At 43.5% G+C, this 16,274-nt stretch carries 13 protein-coding genes; 4 read left to right on the top strand and 9 right to left on the bottom strand.

Annotation, left to right across the window (positions count from 1 at the left end; all coding sequences use genetic code 11):
- Positions 1-269: 269 nt before the first annotated feature.
- The gene (gene bshA, locus Q0R88_RS10560; protein ID WP_295715854.1) at positions 270-1,412 is read right to left on the bottom strand and encodes an N-acetyl-alpha-D-glucosaminyl L-malate synthase BshA; all 1,143 of its coding nucleotides are present in this window, start codon (positions 1,410-1,412) and stop codon (positions 270-272) included.
- A 123-nt stretch (positions 1,413-1,535) separates the two neighbouring features.
- Here bshA and Q0R88_RS10565 point away from each other — a divergent pair, with 123 nt between their 5' ends.
- Positions 1,536-1,958, top strand: a complete 423-nt coding sequence (locus tag Q0R88_RS10565) for a VOC family protein (RefSeq protein WP_295715856.1) — start codon at positions 1,536-1,538, stop codon at positions 1,956-1,958.
- Between the two features lie 317 nt (positions 1,959-2,275).
- Here Q0R88_RS10565 and Q0R88_RS10570 read toward each other — a convergent pair whose 3' ends face one another.
- The 5 genes from Q0R88_RS10570 to Q0R88_RS10590 form a co-directional block, all read right to left on the bottom strand.
- A complete protein-coding gene (locus Q0R88_RS10570) occupies positions 2,276-2,659 on the bottom strand; it encodes a VOC family protein (RefSeq protein ID WP_295715858.1) in 384 nt (127 codons plus the stop codon).
- Between the two features lie 90 nt (positions 2,660-2,749).
- Positions 2,750-3,550 carry a helix-turn-helix domain-containing protein gene (locus Q0R88_RS10575; RefSeq protein ID WP_295715860.1) on the bottom strand — a complete coding sequence of 267 codons (801 nt, stop codon included), beginning with the start codon at positions 3,548-3,550 and terminating at the stop codon, positions 2,750-2,752.
- Between the two features lie 141 nt (positions 3,551-3,691).
- Entirely contained in the window at positions 3,692-4,234 is a 543-nt protein-coding gene (locus Q0R88_RS10580) for a dual specificity protein phosphatase (protein ID WP_295715862.1), read from the bottom strand.
- A gap of 2 nt (positions 4,235-4,236) precedes the next feature.
- Positions 4,237-5,127: a diacylglycerol kinase family protein gene (locus Q0R88_RS10585; RefSeq protein WP_295715865.1), complete on the bottom strand. Its 891-nt coding sequence runs from the start codon at positions 5,125-5,127 to the stop codon at positions 4,237-4,239.
- Between the two features lie 574 nt (positions 5,128-5,701).
- Positions 5,702-7,405 (bottom strand): hypothetical protein, encoded by a 1,704-nt coding sequence (locus Q0R88_RS10590; protein WP_295715866.1) that lies wholly within the window; start codon positions 7,403-7,405, stop codon positions 5,702-5,704.
- A gap of 620 nt (positions 7,406-8,025) precedes the next feature.
- Between Q0R88_RS10590 and Q0R88_RS10595 the strand changes: the two genes are divergently transcribed.
- Positions 8,026-9,336 carry an amidohydrolase family protein gene (locus Q0R88_RS10595; RefSeq protein ID WP_295715868.1) on the top strand — a complete coding sequence of 437 codons (1,311 nt, stop codon included), beginning with the start codon at positions 8,026-8,028 and terminating at the stop codon, positions 9,334-9,336.
- A 152-nt stretch (positions 9,337-9,488) separates the two neighbouring features.
- Here the strand turns inward: Q0R88_RS10595 and Q0R88_RS10600 are convergent, their stop codons facing one another.
- From Q0R88_RS10600 to Q0R88_RS10610, 3 genes are all read right to left on the bottom strand, one after another.
- The gene (locus tag Q0R88_RS10600) at positions 9,489-9,752 is read right to left on the bottom strand and encodes a hypothetical protein (protein ID WP_295715870.1); all 264 of its coding nucleotides are present in this window, start codon (positions 9,750-9,752) and stop codon (positions 9,489-9,491) included.
- A gap of 252 nt (positions 9,753-10,004) precedes the next feature.
- On the bottom strand, positions 10,005-11,822 hold the full coding sequence (locus tag Q0R88_RS10605; RefSeq protein ID WP_295715872.1) for a serine hydrolase: 1,818 nt from the start codon (positions 11,820-11,822) through the stop codon (positions 10,005-10,007).
- Positions 11,809-13,440 (bottom strand): amidohydrolase, encoded by a 1,632-nt coding sequence (locus Q0R88_RS10610; protein WP_295715874.1) that lies wholly within the window; start codon positions 13,438-13,440, stop codon positions 11,809-11,811. Before Q0R88_RS10610 ends, Q0R88_RS10605 begins: the two co-directional genes overlap by 14 nt.
- A gap of 208 nt (positions 13,441-13,648) precedes the next feature.
- Here Q0R88_RS10610 and mutL point away from each other — a divergent pair, with 208 nt between their 5' ends.
- Positions 13,649-15,508 carry a DNA mismatch repair endonuclease MutL gene (gene mutL / locus Q0R88_RS10615; protein WP_295715876.1) on the top strand — a complete coding sequence of 620 codons (1,860 nt, stop codon included), beginning with the start codon at positions 13,649-13,651 and terminating at the stop codon, positions 15,506-15,508.
- A 20-nt stretch (positions 15,509-15,528) separates the two neighbouring features.
- Positions 15,529-16,245 (top strand): rhomboid family intramembrane serine protease, encoded by a 717-nt coding sequence (locus Q0R88_RS10620; protein WP_295715878.1) that lies wholly within the window; start codon positions 15,529-15,531, stop codon positions 16,243-16,245.
- Positions 16,246-16,274: the final 29 nt, after the last annotated feature.

Below are 16,274 nucleotides of genomic sequence, written 5' to 3' on the forward strand. Positions count from 1 at the left end.
GAAAAGCTGTCTGCTCCCGATAGTCGATCCCCTCAGCTAAAACTGGGGGGCTTAGAAATCGGATTTAAAACCTAAACCGTTAAAACATACACTAATCAGCATCTTTTCTTGATTAGCCAATCTTTACCGGACAACAGTGAACGCAGTGAAGGATCTAATCGCAGAATTACAGAGCGAAGAAGCATAGCGAGTAACAGATCCTTCACTGCGTTCAGGATGACAAACTTTTTTTGTCCACGTCATGGTAATGACGTGAACAAAAAAACTTCTTATACCACTTTATCCTTACACTTCTCAATCACTTCCATGTAGTAGTTTTCGTAAAGCGGTAATATGGTGGCCAAATCAAATTGCTTGGCGCGGGCAAGGGCGTTTTCTTTAAAAGTTTCCAGGCGGGCTTCATCTTCCAGGATATAGATTGCACTTTCGCCCATACCTTCTACATCGCCGACATCTTTCAGGAAACCTGTTTCTCCGTCAATATTAAGTTCGGGTAAACCACCTGCATTACTGCTGATTACAGGTACTTTGCAAGCCATAGCTTCTAAAGCGGCCAAACCAAAACTTTCTGATTGTGATGGCATCAGGAAAAGGTCGGCTACGGATAATATCTCTTCAATAGCATCCTGTTTACCTAAAAAGCGTACGTTATCGGTAACACCAAGATCACGACAAAGTTGCTCGCAGCCAGAGCGTTCAGGTCCATCGCCCACCATCAATAACTTTGACGGGATTTTTTTAACCACTTTGGCAAATATTTTAACCACGTCTTCGGTACGTTTTACCTTACGGAAGTTAGAGGTATGTACCAATATTTTTTCGCCCGAAGGTGCTATTGCTTTTTTGAAGTGATCTTTTGCTTTAAGGCTGAAACGGTTCAGATCAATAAAATTAGGGATCACTTTAATATCGTTCTCTATCTCAAAAAACCTGTAGGTGTCCTCTCTGAGGTTTTCAGATACGGCGGTTACCCCGTCGGATTTATTAATGGAGAAGGTAACTACCGGTTTAAAGGTATGGTCTTTACCAACCAGTGTAATATCGGTGCCGTGCAGTGTGGTAACCACCGGGATATAAATACCGTAGGTCATCAATATTTGCTTGGCCATAAATGCAGCCGAAGCATGCGGAATAGCGTAATGAACGTGCAATACATCCAGCTTCTCAAAACGCACAACATCCACTAAACGACTTGCCAGTGCAAGTTCATAGGGTGGAAAATCAAACAGGGGATAATTACTTACCGATACCTCGTGGTAAAACAGGTTTTCGGAAAAAAGGTCAAGCCTCGCGGGTTGGTTATAGGTAACAAAATGTACCTGGTGACCGCGGTCAGCAAGGCCTTTACCAAGTTCTGTAGCAACAACCCCGCTTCCGCCAAAGGTTGGATAGCAAACGATTCCGATTTTCATTTATGCGTTATAATTCGATGCAAGTTTAACAGCAATTTATTGTAAATGTGTTAACACTGTGTAAAATGATTTAACTTCGTTAAGTTACTTTTAACAATCAATTACCTACAAATAACACCAGTTATGAGCAATGCTATCAATTTAAAAATCAATGCTATACAGCACATAGGCATACCGGTAACTAACCTTGCCGCATCGCAGCTATTTTACGGCCGGCTTGGGTTTAGTAACGTTATGGAAGCCCCGTTTAATGATAACGGCGGCACCGGCACCTGCGTTATGATGCAGCGCGATAATATGATTATGGAGCTATACCAACTGCCCGAAGCAGGGCTTGCACAGATCAGGTCGAGAAGTAATGGACATATAGATCATGTGGCTTTTGATGTGAGTGATATTGACGAAGCTTTTAAGGTAATATCGGATGCCGGTTTTAATGTACTTGAACCGCAACCCGTTTTTTTGCAGTTCTGGAAAAACGGCTGCAAATACTTTAACATCACCGGGCCCGATGGCGAAAGACTGGAGTTTAACCAGGTGTTATAAGCTTAAGGGCTGTTTGAAAAAAAATAAACCGGCCGTCGAGGTATAAAACCCGGCGCCCCCTGAAGGGGAAAATGGCATAAAAGATTTGTCATCCTGAGGAACGAAGGATCTTCTTCGCCCTGCTCATCGCCGACTTTTATAGCGAAGAAGATCCTTCACTGCGTTCAGGATGACAAACTTTTCAAACGTCATCTTCCTTTCATTGTCCCCCGGGTAGTACAACTCGCAATTGACGTGTGGATATGTGCTTCATTAGAAGTATAATAAAATTAATAAATCACTTTAGATGCTATTATGCCTTAACACCTGTTAACCACCTACAACACATTGGTAATCCACCACGTATTTCCAAAAGGGTCTTTAACTCCTGCACTCCGGCCATAGGGCTGGTCAGCTGGGGGCATTACACTTTCGGCGCCGTTATCAAGGGCTTTTTGGTAGGTTTCATCACAGCTATCTACATAAATAAATAGCCCCGCATTTTGTTGGGTATAGGTATCAGTACAATCGGCAAACATAATGGTGCTGCCTTTAATATTGATCTCGGCATGCATAATAGTTGTTTCGTCGCGCATGTGTTTGTACTGCTCGGTGGCGTCAAATACTTTTTGCGTAAACTCAATAAATTTAGCCGCATCCTTTATAATAAGATAAGGCATAATGCGCTGATAGTTTTCGGGGATGTTTTTTGAAGGTTCCATATTGGTTTGTTTTTAACAAATGTAGCCCGCGCTGATGAAGCAAAATTGTAAAAACCGGACATTCTTTCATTCCGCAAATTTCCTTGCCGCTTACTGCAAACCCAGGAACCCTTCTGCATTGCCAGAAAAATAGAAGCCAGGATGATAGCCGGTAAAAGCCTTTACATCATGTATAAAGTGCGATTGATCATAGTATCCGCAATCGAGCGCTATTTGTGTTAATGTTTTGCTGCTGTTATATTGCTGGATAGCGTTGTGCAGGCGCACCAGGCGCAGGTAAATTTTGGGACTAAAGCCCGCGTATTCCTTAAACCGCCTGTCAAATTGCCTTACCGATAAGTTAAACGTATCGGCCAGTTGTGCAACCGTTCTGTTTTGCCGGGAGTGGATAACTTGCCTTATAGAGGTAATGATGCGGTCGTCTTTAGGGATGTTGTGTTGTAGCCTGCCTATTAAAAAGTCGCTTAAAATTGCGGCGCGTTTAAAATTATCAGGAGCAAGCATGATCCGCTCTTCTAGTTCGCGGCCTGGCATACCTAAAAAGGTATCATAATCCAGGGCAAGGTTGCTGGTCTCGCTGCTGGGAACGCGAAAAAAGCGGGGCACGGAGAATGGATAAATATAGGCGCCAAAAATGCCAAAACTCTGGCTGGTTACAAACCGCCTGTACCCGCTTGATTGAAATTGTATCCCAGACGGACCTGCATTTTGGCCGCTATCCGTTAGTTCATCAAAAGTGGCCTGGTAATGAAACACCATTTCGGTACAGCTATCGGCAATGGAACGGTACACATACTCCGGCTGGCCCGGCGCAAGTTCATGCTCCAGTACCCAAAAAAACCTTACATAAGGCTTTAATACAGCCGGTGGTTCAATGGTGTAATACTTCATTGCTATTAAGCTACAGGAGCCTGGATTGATTATTTAAATTTAGGATTTTTTGTTGATGCTGAGTTACTTATTAAATTTAGGGGTATAGCGAAAAAACGCAAAATAGAGCGTTAGCGTTACCTGGTGAAGCAAAACATGGGTTTAAGCTTTTGCGTCGTTATAATATTGTTCCAGCTCTTTTAGTCGCTCAATTTGGGAGGGGCGGGGGTTAACAAAAGGCCGTACTTTTTTAACCAATGCAAAGGCATCTTGAAAAGTTAAACCGCTTTTTAAAAGATAGGCAATAGTCATGGTAGGTCCCCGGCCCAAGCCTTGCCTGCAATGAATATATACCTTACCTCCTTTTTTTATTTCTGCGTCGGCAAAGTCTGCGCCCTCTAGCAATACATCCATGGACGGTGGTGTATTATCCGGCGTGGGTAAATGCAGGTAATGAAATCCATTATATTTTGCACCACTATAAATGGAATGCATGCGCATGTTTATAATGGCGGTTACCCCCAATGCCTTAAGTTTACGCAAACCCAATAAGTTATACTGGCTGCCCAAAAACAGGTTAGCGGTTATCTGGCTGCGTTTAAGGGCTGGTACGCCGGCTGATAAGCGGTGCAAATTATCATATACTTTCTGGAAAAATATATGAACTAGTTTTAAATGGCTTTTAGCTTCTCTTAGCATAGACATGTTCAATTGATTTGGGATCCGGGAACTAATATCATGATGGAAGCCGGTACAACTTTAATGAAAAGTTGCTTTGCTGTAACTTCATGGTCATCACAAATAAAACATTGCTCTTTATCCATTCGCACCACTATCTCGCGGGCCTTCCAGTGTTTTACTGCTTCGGTTTCATTTTGCAGCAGGGTGCTGCCTGCAACTTTCAGCATCGTAATAAAGTCATTGTCCTTCAACAATATCACATCCAATAAACCATCTGTTATACTTATACCCGGCTGCAGTGTATAGTCGCTGATACCGATATTACCAGAATTTGTAATGGTTAAGGATACCCCGGTTTCTTCTGTTTTTTTTCCGTCTATTTCCATGTAGTATTTTACGGGTTCGGCATCTGCCAGGGTTTTAATAGCGCTGATACCATAAGCCAGCTGACCAATATTGTCTTTTAACGTCGGGTCGGCCCGTAAAATCATATCGGCCATTATACCAAGGTTAACCCTTAATAAAAAAGGATCTCCATTAACAACACCCATATCCACCGTTTTTATCTGGTAATTATTCCCTGTTAGTACTTCAAGTGCCGCTAAGGTATCTAAAGGTATGGCCAGTTCCTTTGCCATAACATTGGCGGTACCGGCAGGTATTATAGCCATTGGTGTATTGGTACCCTGCAATGCAGCGGCAGTTTCTGTTACGCAACCATCGCCACCATAAATTACTATAAGATCTGTTTGGCCTATAAGTGTCTGTACTACATCGCTAATGCTTTTATCTTTCCGGGTAATAGATACGTCCCATTTAATATCACTATGGGCAAAAGCTTTATTAATGTACGATAGAATAGGTTCTTCTTTACCTGATGCGGGGTTAATGATGAAGTGAATGTGTTTAAATTCCATCTGTACAGTTTAAAGTCAAATTTTCAACACAAATGTTATTCAATAGTTTGTTTGAATGAAGGGAAAAGAGGAATATCAATACAGCAGTTTTAAAAACATAGCTAAAATGATCACAAAAAAAACAACGTGCCTGCGAAGCGGCGATCCCCGCCACGTAAAATATGGCCTTTAACCCGTGCAGAACCAGGAACAGGTATGCCAAATAACACAGCAGAAGACCAATAACCTCCCAATCAATGGAAAAAGAATTTGTAGAAAAAAACGTGATACTACCGGTCAGCGGATGGAGTATATTAAACTTACGCTGTTTGGCTTAAGTTTAAAGAGTAGGGGCAATTGATTAATAGGGCCGCCCCGGATTTAAGGTAGTCACTGCTTGTTTAAAAACCAAGGTGGTTAAGGAGGGGAGTTAAGACCTACACCTAACTCCCGCACCTATTAACTAAAGCTGATCAAATATGTAATTTAACTTTATAACAGTCAAGATAAATTATGAAACTGTAAACCGTGTACATTTTGGTGTATAATAGTGTATAAAATTGCACAATAGATTTACACCAACCTGCATGCTGTCTCAGGGTTTTGCAATATCTGCCAAGTTTAATAACAGTTTATTCATGCTTGGTTTTATTTGCCAAACAGATCCATTATCGGATTTGGCGAAGGCACCCTGAACGGCTTTTAATTTATAATTTGTTTTTTCGAACCGGCAATCAATTTGTGTAGGCGAGATGTTTTTAAATGGCAATTGGGCGCCGGGCGCGGCGGTCAATTCAAAAAACCAATCACATGGGGTATGGCTTAACAGGCTTACCTTAACCAGCTTTTCGGTTAAGTCTATTTCCAATGTGCCATCTACGGAAGTTAAGGGCCACGATATATGCATCGTGCTTTTGCCTGTATTGGTAAATATGGGATCGTTCCCTTTTAGCAAAATCTCTTTTCCATCTACCATTGCCTTTAAACGCAAGCCGGCTATCTGGTTGGGTTTACTCCAGATATAACCATCAACAACCGGAAGCGTGAAAAATGTGCACTCGTTGGATGTAGCTACCTGCGATTCATATACCGATGGGAACTTTTCATCAAACAAATGAATGTCCCGGATCCGCAGGCTGCCGTTTTCCCATAACATGTTGATGCGGTAAAAGCGACTGTTATACCAGGCTGTTTTCAGGTCGCTGCCTTCAATATCTTTATTAACGGTGAAGGATGTAGCCGGCGTAACTTTATAATTCTTTTTAAACCACAGTCCCGATTGTTCCATGGTCTCAACCCTGATCTTGTGCTCGTCCCTCAGCTTTGCCATTAACGGCATCTGAATTTCCAGCCCCTTTGCCATGGCATCCCAGGTGAAGGAATTTTCCTGTCCTGCCTGTGTGTAGTTAAAACCAAGGGAGCTATCATCAGTAAAAGATTTAAAGAACCAGTTTACCCAGGTAGAATCGCCGCCGCCAAATTTATATACAGGTTCAAGCGTAACAACGCCCTGCCGGGTGGTCCCCAGGCCGTTATCGTACTGGCGGATAGGATCGCTCCCCAGCATCCGGAAGATAGGGACAGGAATTTGATCCTGCTCATGTTGGGCCGGCATGTAGGAGTTTATTTTACTTGGATAGTAAGCCTGGTTCCAGTATCCGCCCCATAGGGTATAACCATCTGTACCGTATTGGTCTTTGCAATTGCTGGAGGCCACAATATGGTACTTTTGGTACATATAGTTTAAACTGTAAGCATCAATAAACCAGGAACCAACAGACTTAGGGTAATAGCCAAAAGCCTTTTTAAAATCTCTGAAATAAACGTCTATCAGCTTTTCGCGCTCCTTAGGTGTGTAACCGGTAGAAAAGCCAATGTTTGCCCGCCAATCCCAGGGATAACGGCCGCGCCATTTAAGACCTGCATTTTCAACCATGGGCTGCGGAATCTCCCACCAGGCGCCAATCTCAAATGTTCCTTTGGGCAGGCCGGCTAATAATTTCTGATATCTTTTATCAATCAGCGCATCATACTGTAACAGAAAGGTGCCGCCGAGGTGATATTTCTGCATGATCTCTACCTGTTTTACAACTGTTTGGTACAATACATCCTGTGTAATCAGCGGATCACGTGGCTCTAACAGGCGAATAAAATTGACAATGTTGACGATTTTTGGGGTGGTATCGCCTGATGATGTTGTTTTACTTTGAGCGAAAGAATTTGCAGCGATAAGTGTAAACAATGCGCTGAACACGTACATACTGAATTTGCCCGATGCTTTAGTTTTTGTCAAAATCATAAAAATAGGTAATGTTTGGTAACATAGGATAATAACCGACTAACCTAATAAAATAATAATTTGACGGCATCCTTATCTGTCTGATGGGGGAAGTGCTGGAGGGGCGGAAGCGGAAGGATTGAGGCGGCGTGAGGCAGATCACATCACAACATGTCATGTGGGTGATGAAATTAGCGAAACACTGAATGGGAAATTGACGTAAACTAACCAAGGTTAAGACTCACCCTGTCATCGCTACGCTCGACATCCCTCTCTTCAACTTCGTTGGAAAGATGGAGTTGAAATTTAGAATTAACTTTTTGACCCTCTTTCCGGCGCAGCCGAAGAGAGGGTCGCCGCGCAAAGCGCTGGTGGGGTGAGTCGTTGCCAGCATACAGAGCCGATTGCCTGGTATGAGACAAACACATCATTGCTGTCACGGGTACTTTTGGCCAGAGCTGCATACTCGCACCAAATGAGAAAAATGAGAATAGGATAGGTTTCTTATCCTGCTTTGTAACTAAATGTTTTTGGGCGGGTCAAAGGTTTGATATAATTAATCGTGGTTCTGAATTTAATCGGCACCACACGAGATTTATTCGGCGGAACTCCTTTAATTATACCGAGACTTATAATCATATATGAAAAAAACAATTTTCCTCGCCCTGCTACTTCTTCCATACTTTTCCAAAGCGCAAATTAGTCCTAAGTATCTCATTAAAACCGGTAAACTGTTTGATAGCGAAACGGGAACATTTAAATTCGGGTTGGATGTGTTGGTTGATGGCAACAGGATAGAAGGCGTTAAGCCTGATAAGGATGTTACCGCCAATGAGAAGCAAGATCATCAGCTCATTGATCTTTCTAAATACACTATTCTGCCCGGCCTTATTGATTCACATACACACCTGCTTTTTAGGGAAGAGCTGCATGCCGACATGGACTTTTCAACACTTTCGTTAGAAAAGGTCTTAACTCAGCAGGGCGATGCTTACCGGGCCATTTATGGGGCCGTAAGAGCCAAAGCCTATTTAGAGGCGGGCATTACTTCCGTGCAGGATTTGGGCAACTCTGGTAAATTTGCCGATATAGCTTTGCGTAAAGCGATTGAGGACGGGTTAGTTGTTGGGCCACGTATGAGATGTGCCGGACAGGGACTTTCCAGCGAAGGCGGCCAACTGCCCGGGCTGATTTACCAGCATCGCGGAATTGCAAATGATGAATACCGCATAGTAACCGGCCCTGTTGACGCCATACAGGCAGTGCGTGAAAATGTTACTCAGGGCGTAAACGTGATTAAAATTTATTCCAACAATACACCTAATCGTACCGCGCTTTCGGTTGATGAAATGCGGGCGATAGTTAACGAGGCGCATCGCTATCACATTAGGGTAACGGCTCATGCTACCGATAATCAGGCAGTTTATAACGCCGTAATTGCCGGGGTTGATGGGATTGAACACGGTTATGAAGTGGCCGACAGTACGCTGATGATGATGGCCAAAAAGAAAGTTATACTGGTGCCGACCGATGGCGATAGCACCATTTTTGCAAACTATGTGAAGATTGCCTACCCCGATGACAAAAACGCAGGGACACAAATAAAGAAGATGATAAATGCCCAGGCCAGCCGCCTGCAACGCGCCCTCAAATATGGCGTTATAATAGCTGCCGGCTCTGATGATTACATTGACGTAAAGATGCCTTACGCGGCTTGGTCTAAACACACGCTCATTGGTTATCACGAAGAAGGCGTAAGTATCCCACAAATCCTACAATTTGCTACCATTAACGCAGCAAAGCAGTTAAATATGTCAAACAAAATAGGCGCTCTCAAAACTGGTTTCCTTGCTGATATTATCGCCGTGGATGACAATGTTGATACGGATATACACGCAATTCTGAATATCCATTTTGTAATGAAGGATGGGGTGGTGTACGTGAATAAGTAGTACAAACACCTTAACAAATATACATTTAGTTGTATATACAGCTATATCTGCAACTTTTAACGCACAAAAAAGCCCGGTGCTTTGGCCGGGCAATAATTTAGTTGTCCTATGAAATGTCTGGCTGCGACTTTTGGTTTGAATAAGCCCATATTTTAGCAATTATATCCGATTGACAATATAGTCAACAGACTTTGTACTATAAAGATTTCTTTCTTCATTTTTAGACCTAATTCGTGGACTTGCTCAAGTTCAATCGTCCTTTGTTGATTAGTTATACCTTTTTTTAGCTTAATTATAATTTCTCCTGTTTGAACTTCATCCCTATAATAAGATTGGATGTTTGCCCACTCGAATAACAAGAATATAATAAGTATCGGCACTAAGAATAAGCCTATTTTTAAAAATTTCTTTCTCATTGTCTTAATGTAGTTTTAATTTAACTAAAGCATTAATGTACACGCATTCCTGCCGGATAGAGATTACCATTTTCCCATCGAACAAAATCATTAGGTGAAACCATGTTCGGGATATTAACTCTATTTGGCACGAGTATGCAGCCATGTTCAAAGGCGTGGAGTACTCGTGACTTTATAACTTGCATCGTCCTAAAAGAGTTTACCCTCTCGGAACTAACTAAAATACCCTAACCGCGCGAGAAGAACCAACCGCTACATCCCCTTCCCAATAGCCTCATAAACCACATCCTGGATCCTCGGGCGTATGTTAAGGCTGCCCAGTTTACTGCTTACGCTTGGGTGTACCCGGTTGCTCAGGAATATATAAACCAGGTTATATTTAGGGTCGACCCAGATACAGGTACCTGTAAAACCGGTATGGCCATAGGCTTGCGGTGAGGCTAGTTTTGAGGGGTAATGCCTGTCGGCAATAGGATCCCATCGGTCGAAACCCAGTCCGCGCCTGCTAATTGGCGATTGTTTGGAGGTGAACAGGTCAACCACTTCGGGTTTAAAGTATTGCACACCGCCGTAGCTGCCGCGGTTCAGCAGCATCTGGTATAATATGGCTACATCATTGGCGCTGGCAAATAAACCGGCATGGCCGGCCACTCCGCCTTTTAGGGCCGCGGTTGGGTCATGCACATAGCCATCCAGCAAACTCTGGCGATATTCCTGGTCGTTTTCTGTAGGGATGATCTGCGCCGCACTAAACCTGTACAGCGGTAAAAAGCCTGCGGTTTGCATGCCCAGCGGATTATAAAACTGCTGCTGCACGTACACGTTTTCGGGGGTGGAAGTAATATTTTCTACCACCTCCTGCATAAACAGCATACTTACATCACTGTATACATATTGCCCCGGTGTTTTAATGGGGGAGTTAAGCATATCAGGCAGCATTACATCTTTATAGTAATCCTTGCGCAAAAAATAATGGTCAGATACTTTGGTAGGGTAGGCGGCAGATGAATCGGTACTATGATCTGCTGGCTTCACCTTTTCAAACGATTGGATATCGGGGATCAGCCCGGCCTGGTGCAGCAATATATCGCGCACTTTGATGTTGTTTTTATTGCTCCTGCGGGCAAGCGGGATATAATCGCCCATGGTGCCTTCCACGTTCAATTTACCTTCATCAACCAATTTCATCGTCTCCACGGTAGTAGCCGAAACTTTGGTCATAGATGCCAGGTCGAATATATCGGTCAACTTATCGGGGATAGCATTTTCATAGGTATGGTAACCGTAGGCTTTGTTAAATATCACCTTACCATCTTTAGCCACCAGCACCACACAGCCGGGGGTTGCACGCTGCATCATGGCTTCGCGGGCAATCTTATCTATCTCCAGTAAATTGTCGGCATTAATGCCCACATCCTCGGGGACTGTATATTGCAGCCTTGTTTTATCACTGATAAAACCCATACCCTTGCCGTACACAGGCGAATACGTTTTGGTCAGTTTTTGTGTAAGCGGTACGCCGCCAAATATGGCCTGTGCCGCGTATGATGCCGAAACGGACGATACCCTTTCTGTCCAGATCACCGGAGCAGTAACGTTATCCAGTTTACTTAACAACGGGCCATAGCCAAACGCGGCCACTATCACCGGTTTAATTTTTTGAGTGGTATTGATAAAATCTATCAACTGCGGGTTGCTCAGGTCAGCATCATTTACCTGCAGTATAATGGTATTGTACCATTTAAGGTCGGCAGCCAGGTCATTAAACGTTTTATTGCCGGTATAACCGTTGCCATCAAAAACCTGTACTTTGCTGTATTTATTGAGCAGGCTATCAAAGTTTGTAGCGTATTGGTTGGTAAAATGAACGCTGGCAATTTTAAGGTCTTCCAGCTTTTGCAGTGGAATGGTGTATTGGGCGTTGTTGAGTAAAACTGTCGAATTTTGAACCAATCTTTCCTCTGCAACATAAGCTTTACCAGTAAGGGGCGGGTTTTGCGCACAAGCCGTATTAAATAATGCAAATCCAAACAACACTAAAGCAACACTGCCCCATTTATTTTTTATCATATACTTTTACTCCGTTTATATAGGTTTTAATCACTTTAACTGTTGGCAGCTCGGCACCCTTTACTTTCATGATATCTTTATCCAATATCACAAAGTCGGCATATTTGCCGGGTTCAATGCTGCCTTTTTCCTTTTCTTCAAAATTGGCTTTAGCAGCCCAAATGGTTATGCCCTTTAAAGCTTCTGTCCTGCTTAAAGCATTTTCAGGCTGAAAGCCCCCTGCCGGGAAACCTTTCAAGTCCTTGCGCTCCACCGCAGCATAAAACGTATACATGGGGTTAATGTTCTCTACCGGGAAATCTGTGCCCAAGGGAATCCAGCCGTTTTGCTTTAATAATGCCTTGTAAGCGTAGGCCGATTTTAATCTTTCGGCCCCCAAGCGCTTGCCTGCCCAATACATATCAGAGGTGGCATGAGTTGGCTGTACCGATGGGATAATATTGTTATCGCCAAAAAGCTTTACATCCTCGGGGGCTATAACCTGCGCGTGTTCAATTCGCCAGCGGCGGTCATTCTTGCCTTTTAAAACCGAGGCATAAATTTTCAGCATCACCCGGTTTGCCGAGTCGCCAATGGCATGGGTACACATCTGGAAACCCTTGTCGGCTATTTTTCGAGCCACTTCTTCAAAATGAGCCTGGCTGCTCAGCAAAAAGCCGCTCCAGTTTTTTTGGTCGGCATAAGGCTTGAGCAGGCATGCGCCTCTTGAGCCCAAAGCGCCATCGGCATAAACCTTAAACGCCCTTACATTAAGGCCGGGTGTTTTAAAGGCGCCATGCTTAAACAGGTAATCGTAATTCTCGGCCCTATCGGCCAGCATGACGTACATGCGCATTTTTAATGAGCCCTTATGCTGCAGATCGGCAATGGTATTGATCATGGTATAAGGCAATCCGCAATCATCAACGGTTGTCAACCCCACGGCGAAACAATTTTTTTGTGCCGATAAGAGCGCGTTCTCTACAATAGGGGCAGTGGGCTCGGGGATTTTTCGGGTAACAATCCCCATGGCATTATCAACCAATATACCGGTGAGTTTACCATTGATGGTTTCAATTTCGCCGCCATTGATAGTTTGACCGGGTTTTACTCCAGCGATATTTAAAGCTGCCTGGTTGGCAATTATGGCATGCCCGTCAACCCGGCTCAATATCACCGGCCTTACCGGGAACATGCTGTCGAGCCTGGCTTTATCCGGAAATTGTTTTTTTGCCCAGTCGTTTTGGTCCCAGCCGCGGCCTATGATCCAGCCATCGGTATTGCGGGTAGCGTAAGCCCCTACCGAATCAATAACTTCGTTCCAGCTTTTGGTTCCGTCAAGGCTCACTTCCTGTAAGCCAAGGCCATATTCGTAAAAGTGGGCATGGGCGTCAATAAAACCGGGGTATACGGCGGCGCCTTTGGCATCTACCACCTCGTGGGCAAAGTATTGCTGTTCCAGTGAGTCGCTATTGCCAACAGCAATAATTTTACCATGATTTACCACAAAGGCAGTAGCAGTGGTAAAGGAACTATCAACTGTATAAACAACCGCGTTTTTTATTAAAAGATCGGCATTGTACTCTTTTTGCTTGCAGGCTACGGCCAAAAGCAGCAGTGCTGGCAATAATTTCTTCATATGGTGGTGTTTTTAGGATGATGGATTAAAGATCAAAGAACAAGGACAGAAAACCAGTATGGCTCATCATAAATGTTTTATGATCTTTTATCCTTACTCTTTGCTCCTTAATCTATCATCCCAATTATATACAATTATCAAATCATAAAGTTATGCCTTCAAATATTTAATTTAGCATCGAAAACGAAATTGAAGGGAATTTTTTTAAATGTCAGATATAATTCAGCTTTTACCGGATGCCGTTGCCAACCAGATTGCCGCCGGCGAAGTGGTGCAACGACCAGCATCAGCGGTAAAAGAATTAGTGGAAAACGCCATTGATGCCGGAGCCGGCAAAATACAGCTCATTATAAAAGATGCGGGAAAATCATTGATACAGGTTATTGATGATGGCAGCGGCATGAGCCCTACCGATGCCCGCATGTGCTTTGAGCGCCATGCCACTTCAAAAATACGCAAGGCCGAAGATCTGTTCGCCATCCGCACGATGGGTTTCAGGGGCGAGGCTATGGCTTCTATTGCCGCTATTGCCCAGGTGGAGTTAAAGACCCGCCGCCATGAGGATGAGCTGGGCACCTGTATTTTTATTGAAGGATCCGAAGTGATAAGCCAGGAGGCATGCTCTGCCAATACGGGCACATCCATATCCATCAAAAACCTATTTTATAATACCCCCGCCCGCCGTAACTTTTTAAAAAGTAACCCGGTTGAGATGCGTCATATTATTGACGAATTTCAACGGGTGGCCTTAGCCAATCCACAGATATTTTTTACGCTGCATCATGACGGGCAGGAGGTTTATCATTTACCGGGTGCCGCGCTTAAACAACGCATAGTGCACCTGTTTGGTAATAATTATAACCAACGGTTGGTACCGGTTGAAGAGGATACCAGCATCATAAATTTACGCGGCTTTGTTGGCAAGCCCGAGTTTGCCCGCAAAACCAGGGGCGAGCAGTTCTTTTTTGTGAACTACCGCTTTATCCGCGATGCATACCTTAACCATGCCGTGCTTACCGCCTTTGAGGAGTTGCTGCCCGATGATTGTTTTCCTTTTTATGTGCTGTTTATTGATATTGATCCATCAAAAATTGATATCAACGTACATCCCACTAAAACCGAGATCAAATACCAGGACGAAAAATCTATTTATGCCATCATCCGCTCGGCAGTAAAACGTTCTTTGGGCCGGTATAACATTACGCCAAGTTTGGATTTTGACCAGGAGAACAGCATTGAGCACCTCATTACACAAAAACCGTTTGAAGATATTGTAGCACCTACCATATCTTTCAACCCTGATTTTAATCCTTTTGCATCCGAGAAAAAAACCGCCCGCGAGGAGCACCCGTTTTTAAGGGATGGCGGTGATTACAAAAGTCGCGCTGTACCCGATAACTGGGATACCCTGTACGAGATCAGCAAAAAGGAAACCAACCTGCAGCAACAGATGCATGAGGAAAAAAGTATTGCTGTTGATGAGCAGGAGGTGAGCAAACCAAGCGAGCGGCAATTGTTCCAGATCCATAACCGGTTCATCCTGTCGCAGATTAAATCTGGCTTTATGCTGATAGGGCAGCAGGCCGCTCATGAACGTGTTTTATACGAGCGCTTTTTACAGCAGCTGCAGAACCATTCGGGCGTAAGTCAGCAGAGTTTATTTCCGCAATCGGTAACACTAAACGGCAGCGATTTTGAGTTATTAAGAGAACTTTTGCCGGATATAAAAGCGCTTGGTTTTGACATTCGTGAGTTTGGTAAAAACACCGTTGTTGTTGAAGGTGTACCGGCCGAATTAAACAATGTAGATGAGCATGAATTGCTTGAACATTTACTGGAAGGCTTTAAAAACAATATGGCCATTTTAAAGGTAGATAAGCGGGATAACCTGGCCAGGTCATTAGCCCGCAACGCTGCAATTAAAACAGGCACCAAATTATCATTAGAGGAAATGAACCAACTGATTGATCAACTTTTTGCCTGCCAAATGCCCAACCAGGCATTGAACGGTAAGCCAGTAATCAGTACCTTTACGTTAGCCGAATTAATGGAACGCTTTGAAAAATAGCCCTGGGCTTTAACTATACTATGAACCAATACAGTCAATCACCATTCGCAAATATTACATCGGTTGTAAAAAACCTGTTGATCATTAATGTTTTGTTTTTTATAGGAACGTTTGTATTTGCCCGACTGGGGATAGACCTGGTTACCTGGTTATCGGCGTTTTATTTTAATTCGCCCTTATTCCACCCATGGCAAATTGTTACTTATATGTTCATGCATGCCAGTATTGGGCATATTTTTTTCAATATGTTTGCCTTGTTCATTTTTGGGCCAACCCTGGAGTATACCATGGGTTCCAAGCGTTTTTTGCAATACTATTTTATAACGGGTATTGGCGCTTTGGCTTTGCAAATGTTGGTACAGGCTATTGAGGTACACGGAGTAATAGGTGCTTTTACCATTGCCAACGGCGATCTTTCACCCTATGTTAACCTGGAGGGCTTTAACAAGCTGAGAGAAATATACGGCGGGGCTACTTTAGGTGCATCTGGTGCAGTTTTTGGACTACTACTTGCGTTCGGCTTTTTATTCCCCAATGTAGAAATGATGATCATGTTTATACCTGTACCGGTTAAAGCAAAGTATTTGGTTACAGGATATATACTATTAGAATTATTTAGCGGTTTTGGGCAGTTTGCAGGGGATTCTGTTGCTCACTTCGCGCATCTTGGCGGGGCTTTATTTGGCTATATTATATTAAAAGTTTGGCGAATGGAAAGGCCTAACAATTTATATTAACAACAAGAGTTATCAATAAATAACGGTTA

The sequence above is a fragment of the Mucilaginibacter sp. genome (assembly GCF_025362475.1).
Lineage (GTDB): Bacteria > Bacteroidota > Bacteroidia > Sphingobacteriales > Sphingobacteriaceae > Mucilaginibacter.

Bases quoted from the DNA above. Each gene is read 5' to 3' on its own strand.
- mutL (WP_295715876.1), top strand. From the start codon at position 13,649: ATGTCAGATATAATTCAGCTTTTACCGGATGCCGTTGCCAACCAGATT.
- Q0R88_RS10590 (WP_295715866.1), bottom strand. From the start codon at position 7,405: ATGATTTTGACAAAAACTAAAGCATCGGGCAAATTCAGTATGTACGTG.
- Q0R88_RS10620 (WP_295715878.1), top strand. From the start codon at position 15,529: ATGAACCAATACAGTCAATCACCATTCGCAAATATTACATCGGTTGTA.
- bshA (WP_295715854.1), bottom strand. From the start codon at position 1,412: ATGAAAATCGGAATCGTTTGCTATCCAACCTTTGGCGGAAGCGGGGTT.
- Q0R88_RS10580 (WP_295715862.1), bottom strand. From the start codon at position 4,234: ATGTCTATGCTAAGAGAAGCTAAAAGCCATTTAAAACTAGTTCATATA.
- Q0R88_RS10595 (WP_295715868.1), top strand. From the start codon at position 8,026: ATGAAAAAAACAATTTTCCTCGCCCTGCTACTTCTTCCATACTTTTCC.
- Q0R88_RS10570 (WP_295715858.1), bottom strand. From the start codon at position 2,659: ATGGAACCTTCAAAAAACATCCCCGAAAACTATCAGCGCATTATGCCT.
- Q0R88_RS10575 (WP_295715860.1), bottom strand. From the start codon at position 3,550: ATGAAGTATTACACCATTGAACCACCGGCTGTATTAAAGCCTTATGTA.
- Q0R88_RS10610 (WP_295715874.1), bottom strand. From the start codon at position 13,440: ATGAAGAAATTATTGCCAGCACTGCTGCTTTTGGCCGTAGCCTGCAAG.
- Q0R88_RS10565 (WP_295715856.1), top strand. From the start codon at position 1,536: ATGAGCAATGCTATCAATTTAAAAATCAATGCTATACAGCACATAGGC.
- Q0R88_RS10600 (WP_295715870.1), bottom strand. From the start codon at position 9,752: ATGAGAAAGAAATTTTTAAAAATAGGCTTATTCTTAGTGCCGATACTT.
- Q0R88_RS10605 (WP_295715872.1), bottom strand. From the start codon at position 11,822: ATGATAAAAAATAAATGGGGCAGTGTTGCTTTAGTGTTGTTTGGATTT.
- Q0R88_RS10585 (WP_295715865.1), bottom strand. From the start codon at position 5,127: ATGGAATTTAAACACATTCACTTCATCATTAACCCCGCATCAGGTAAA.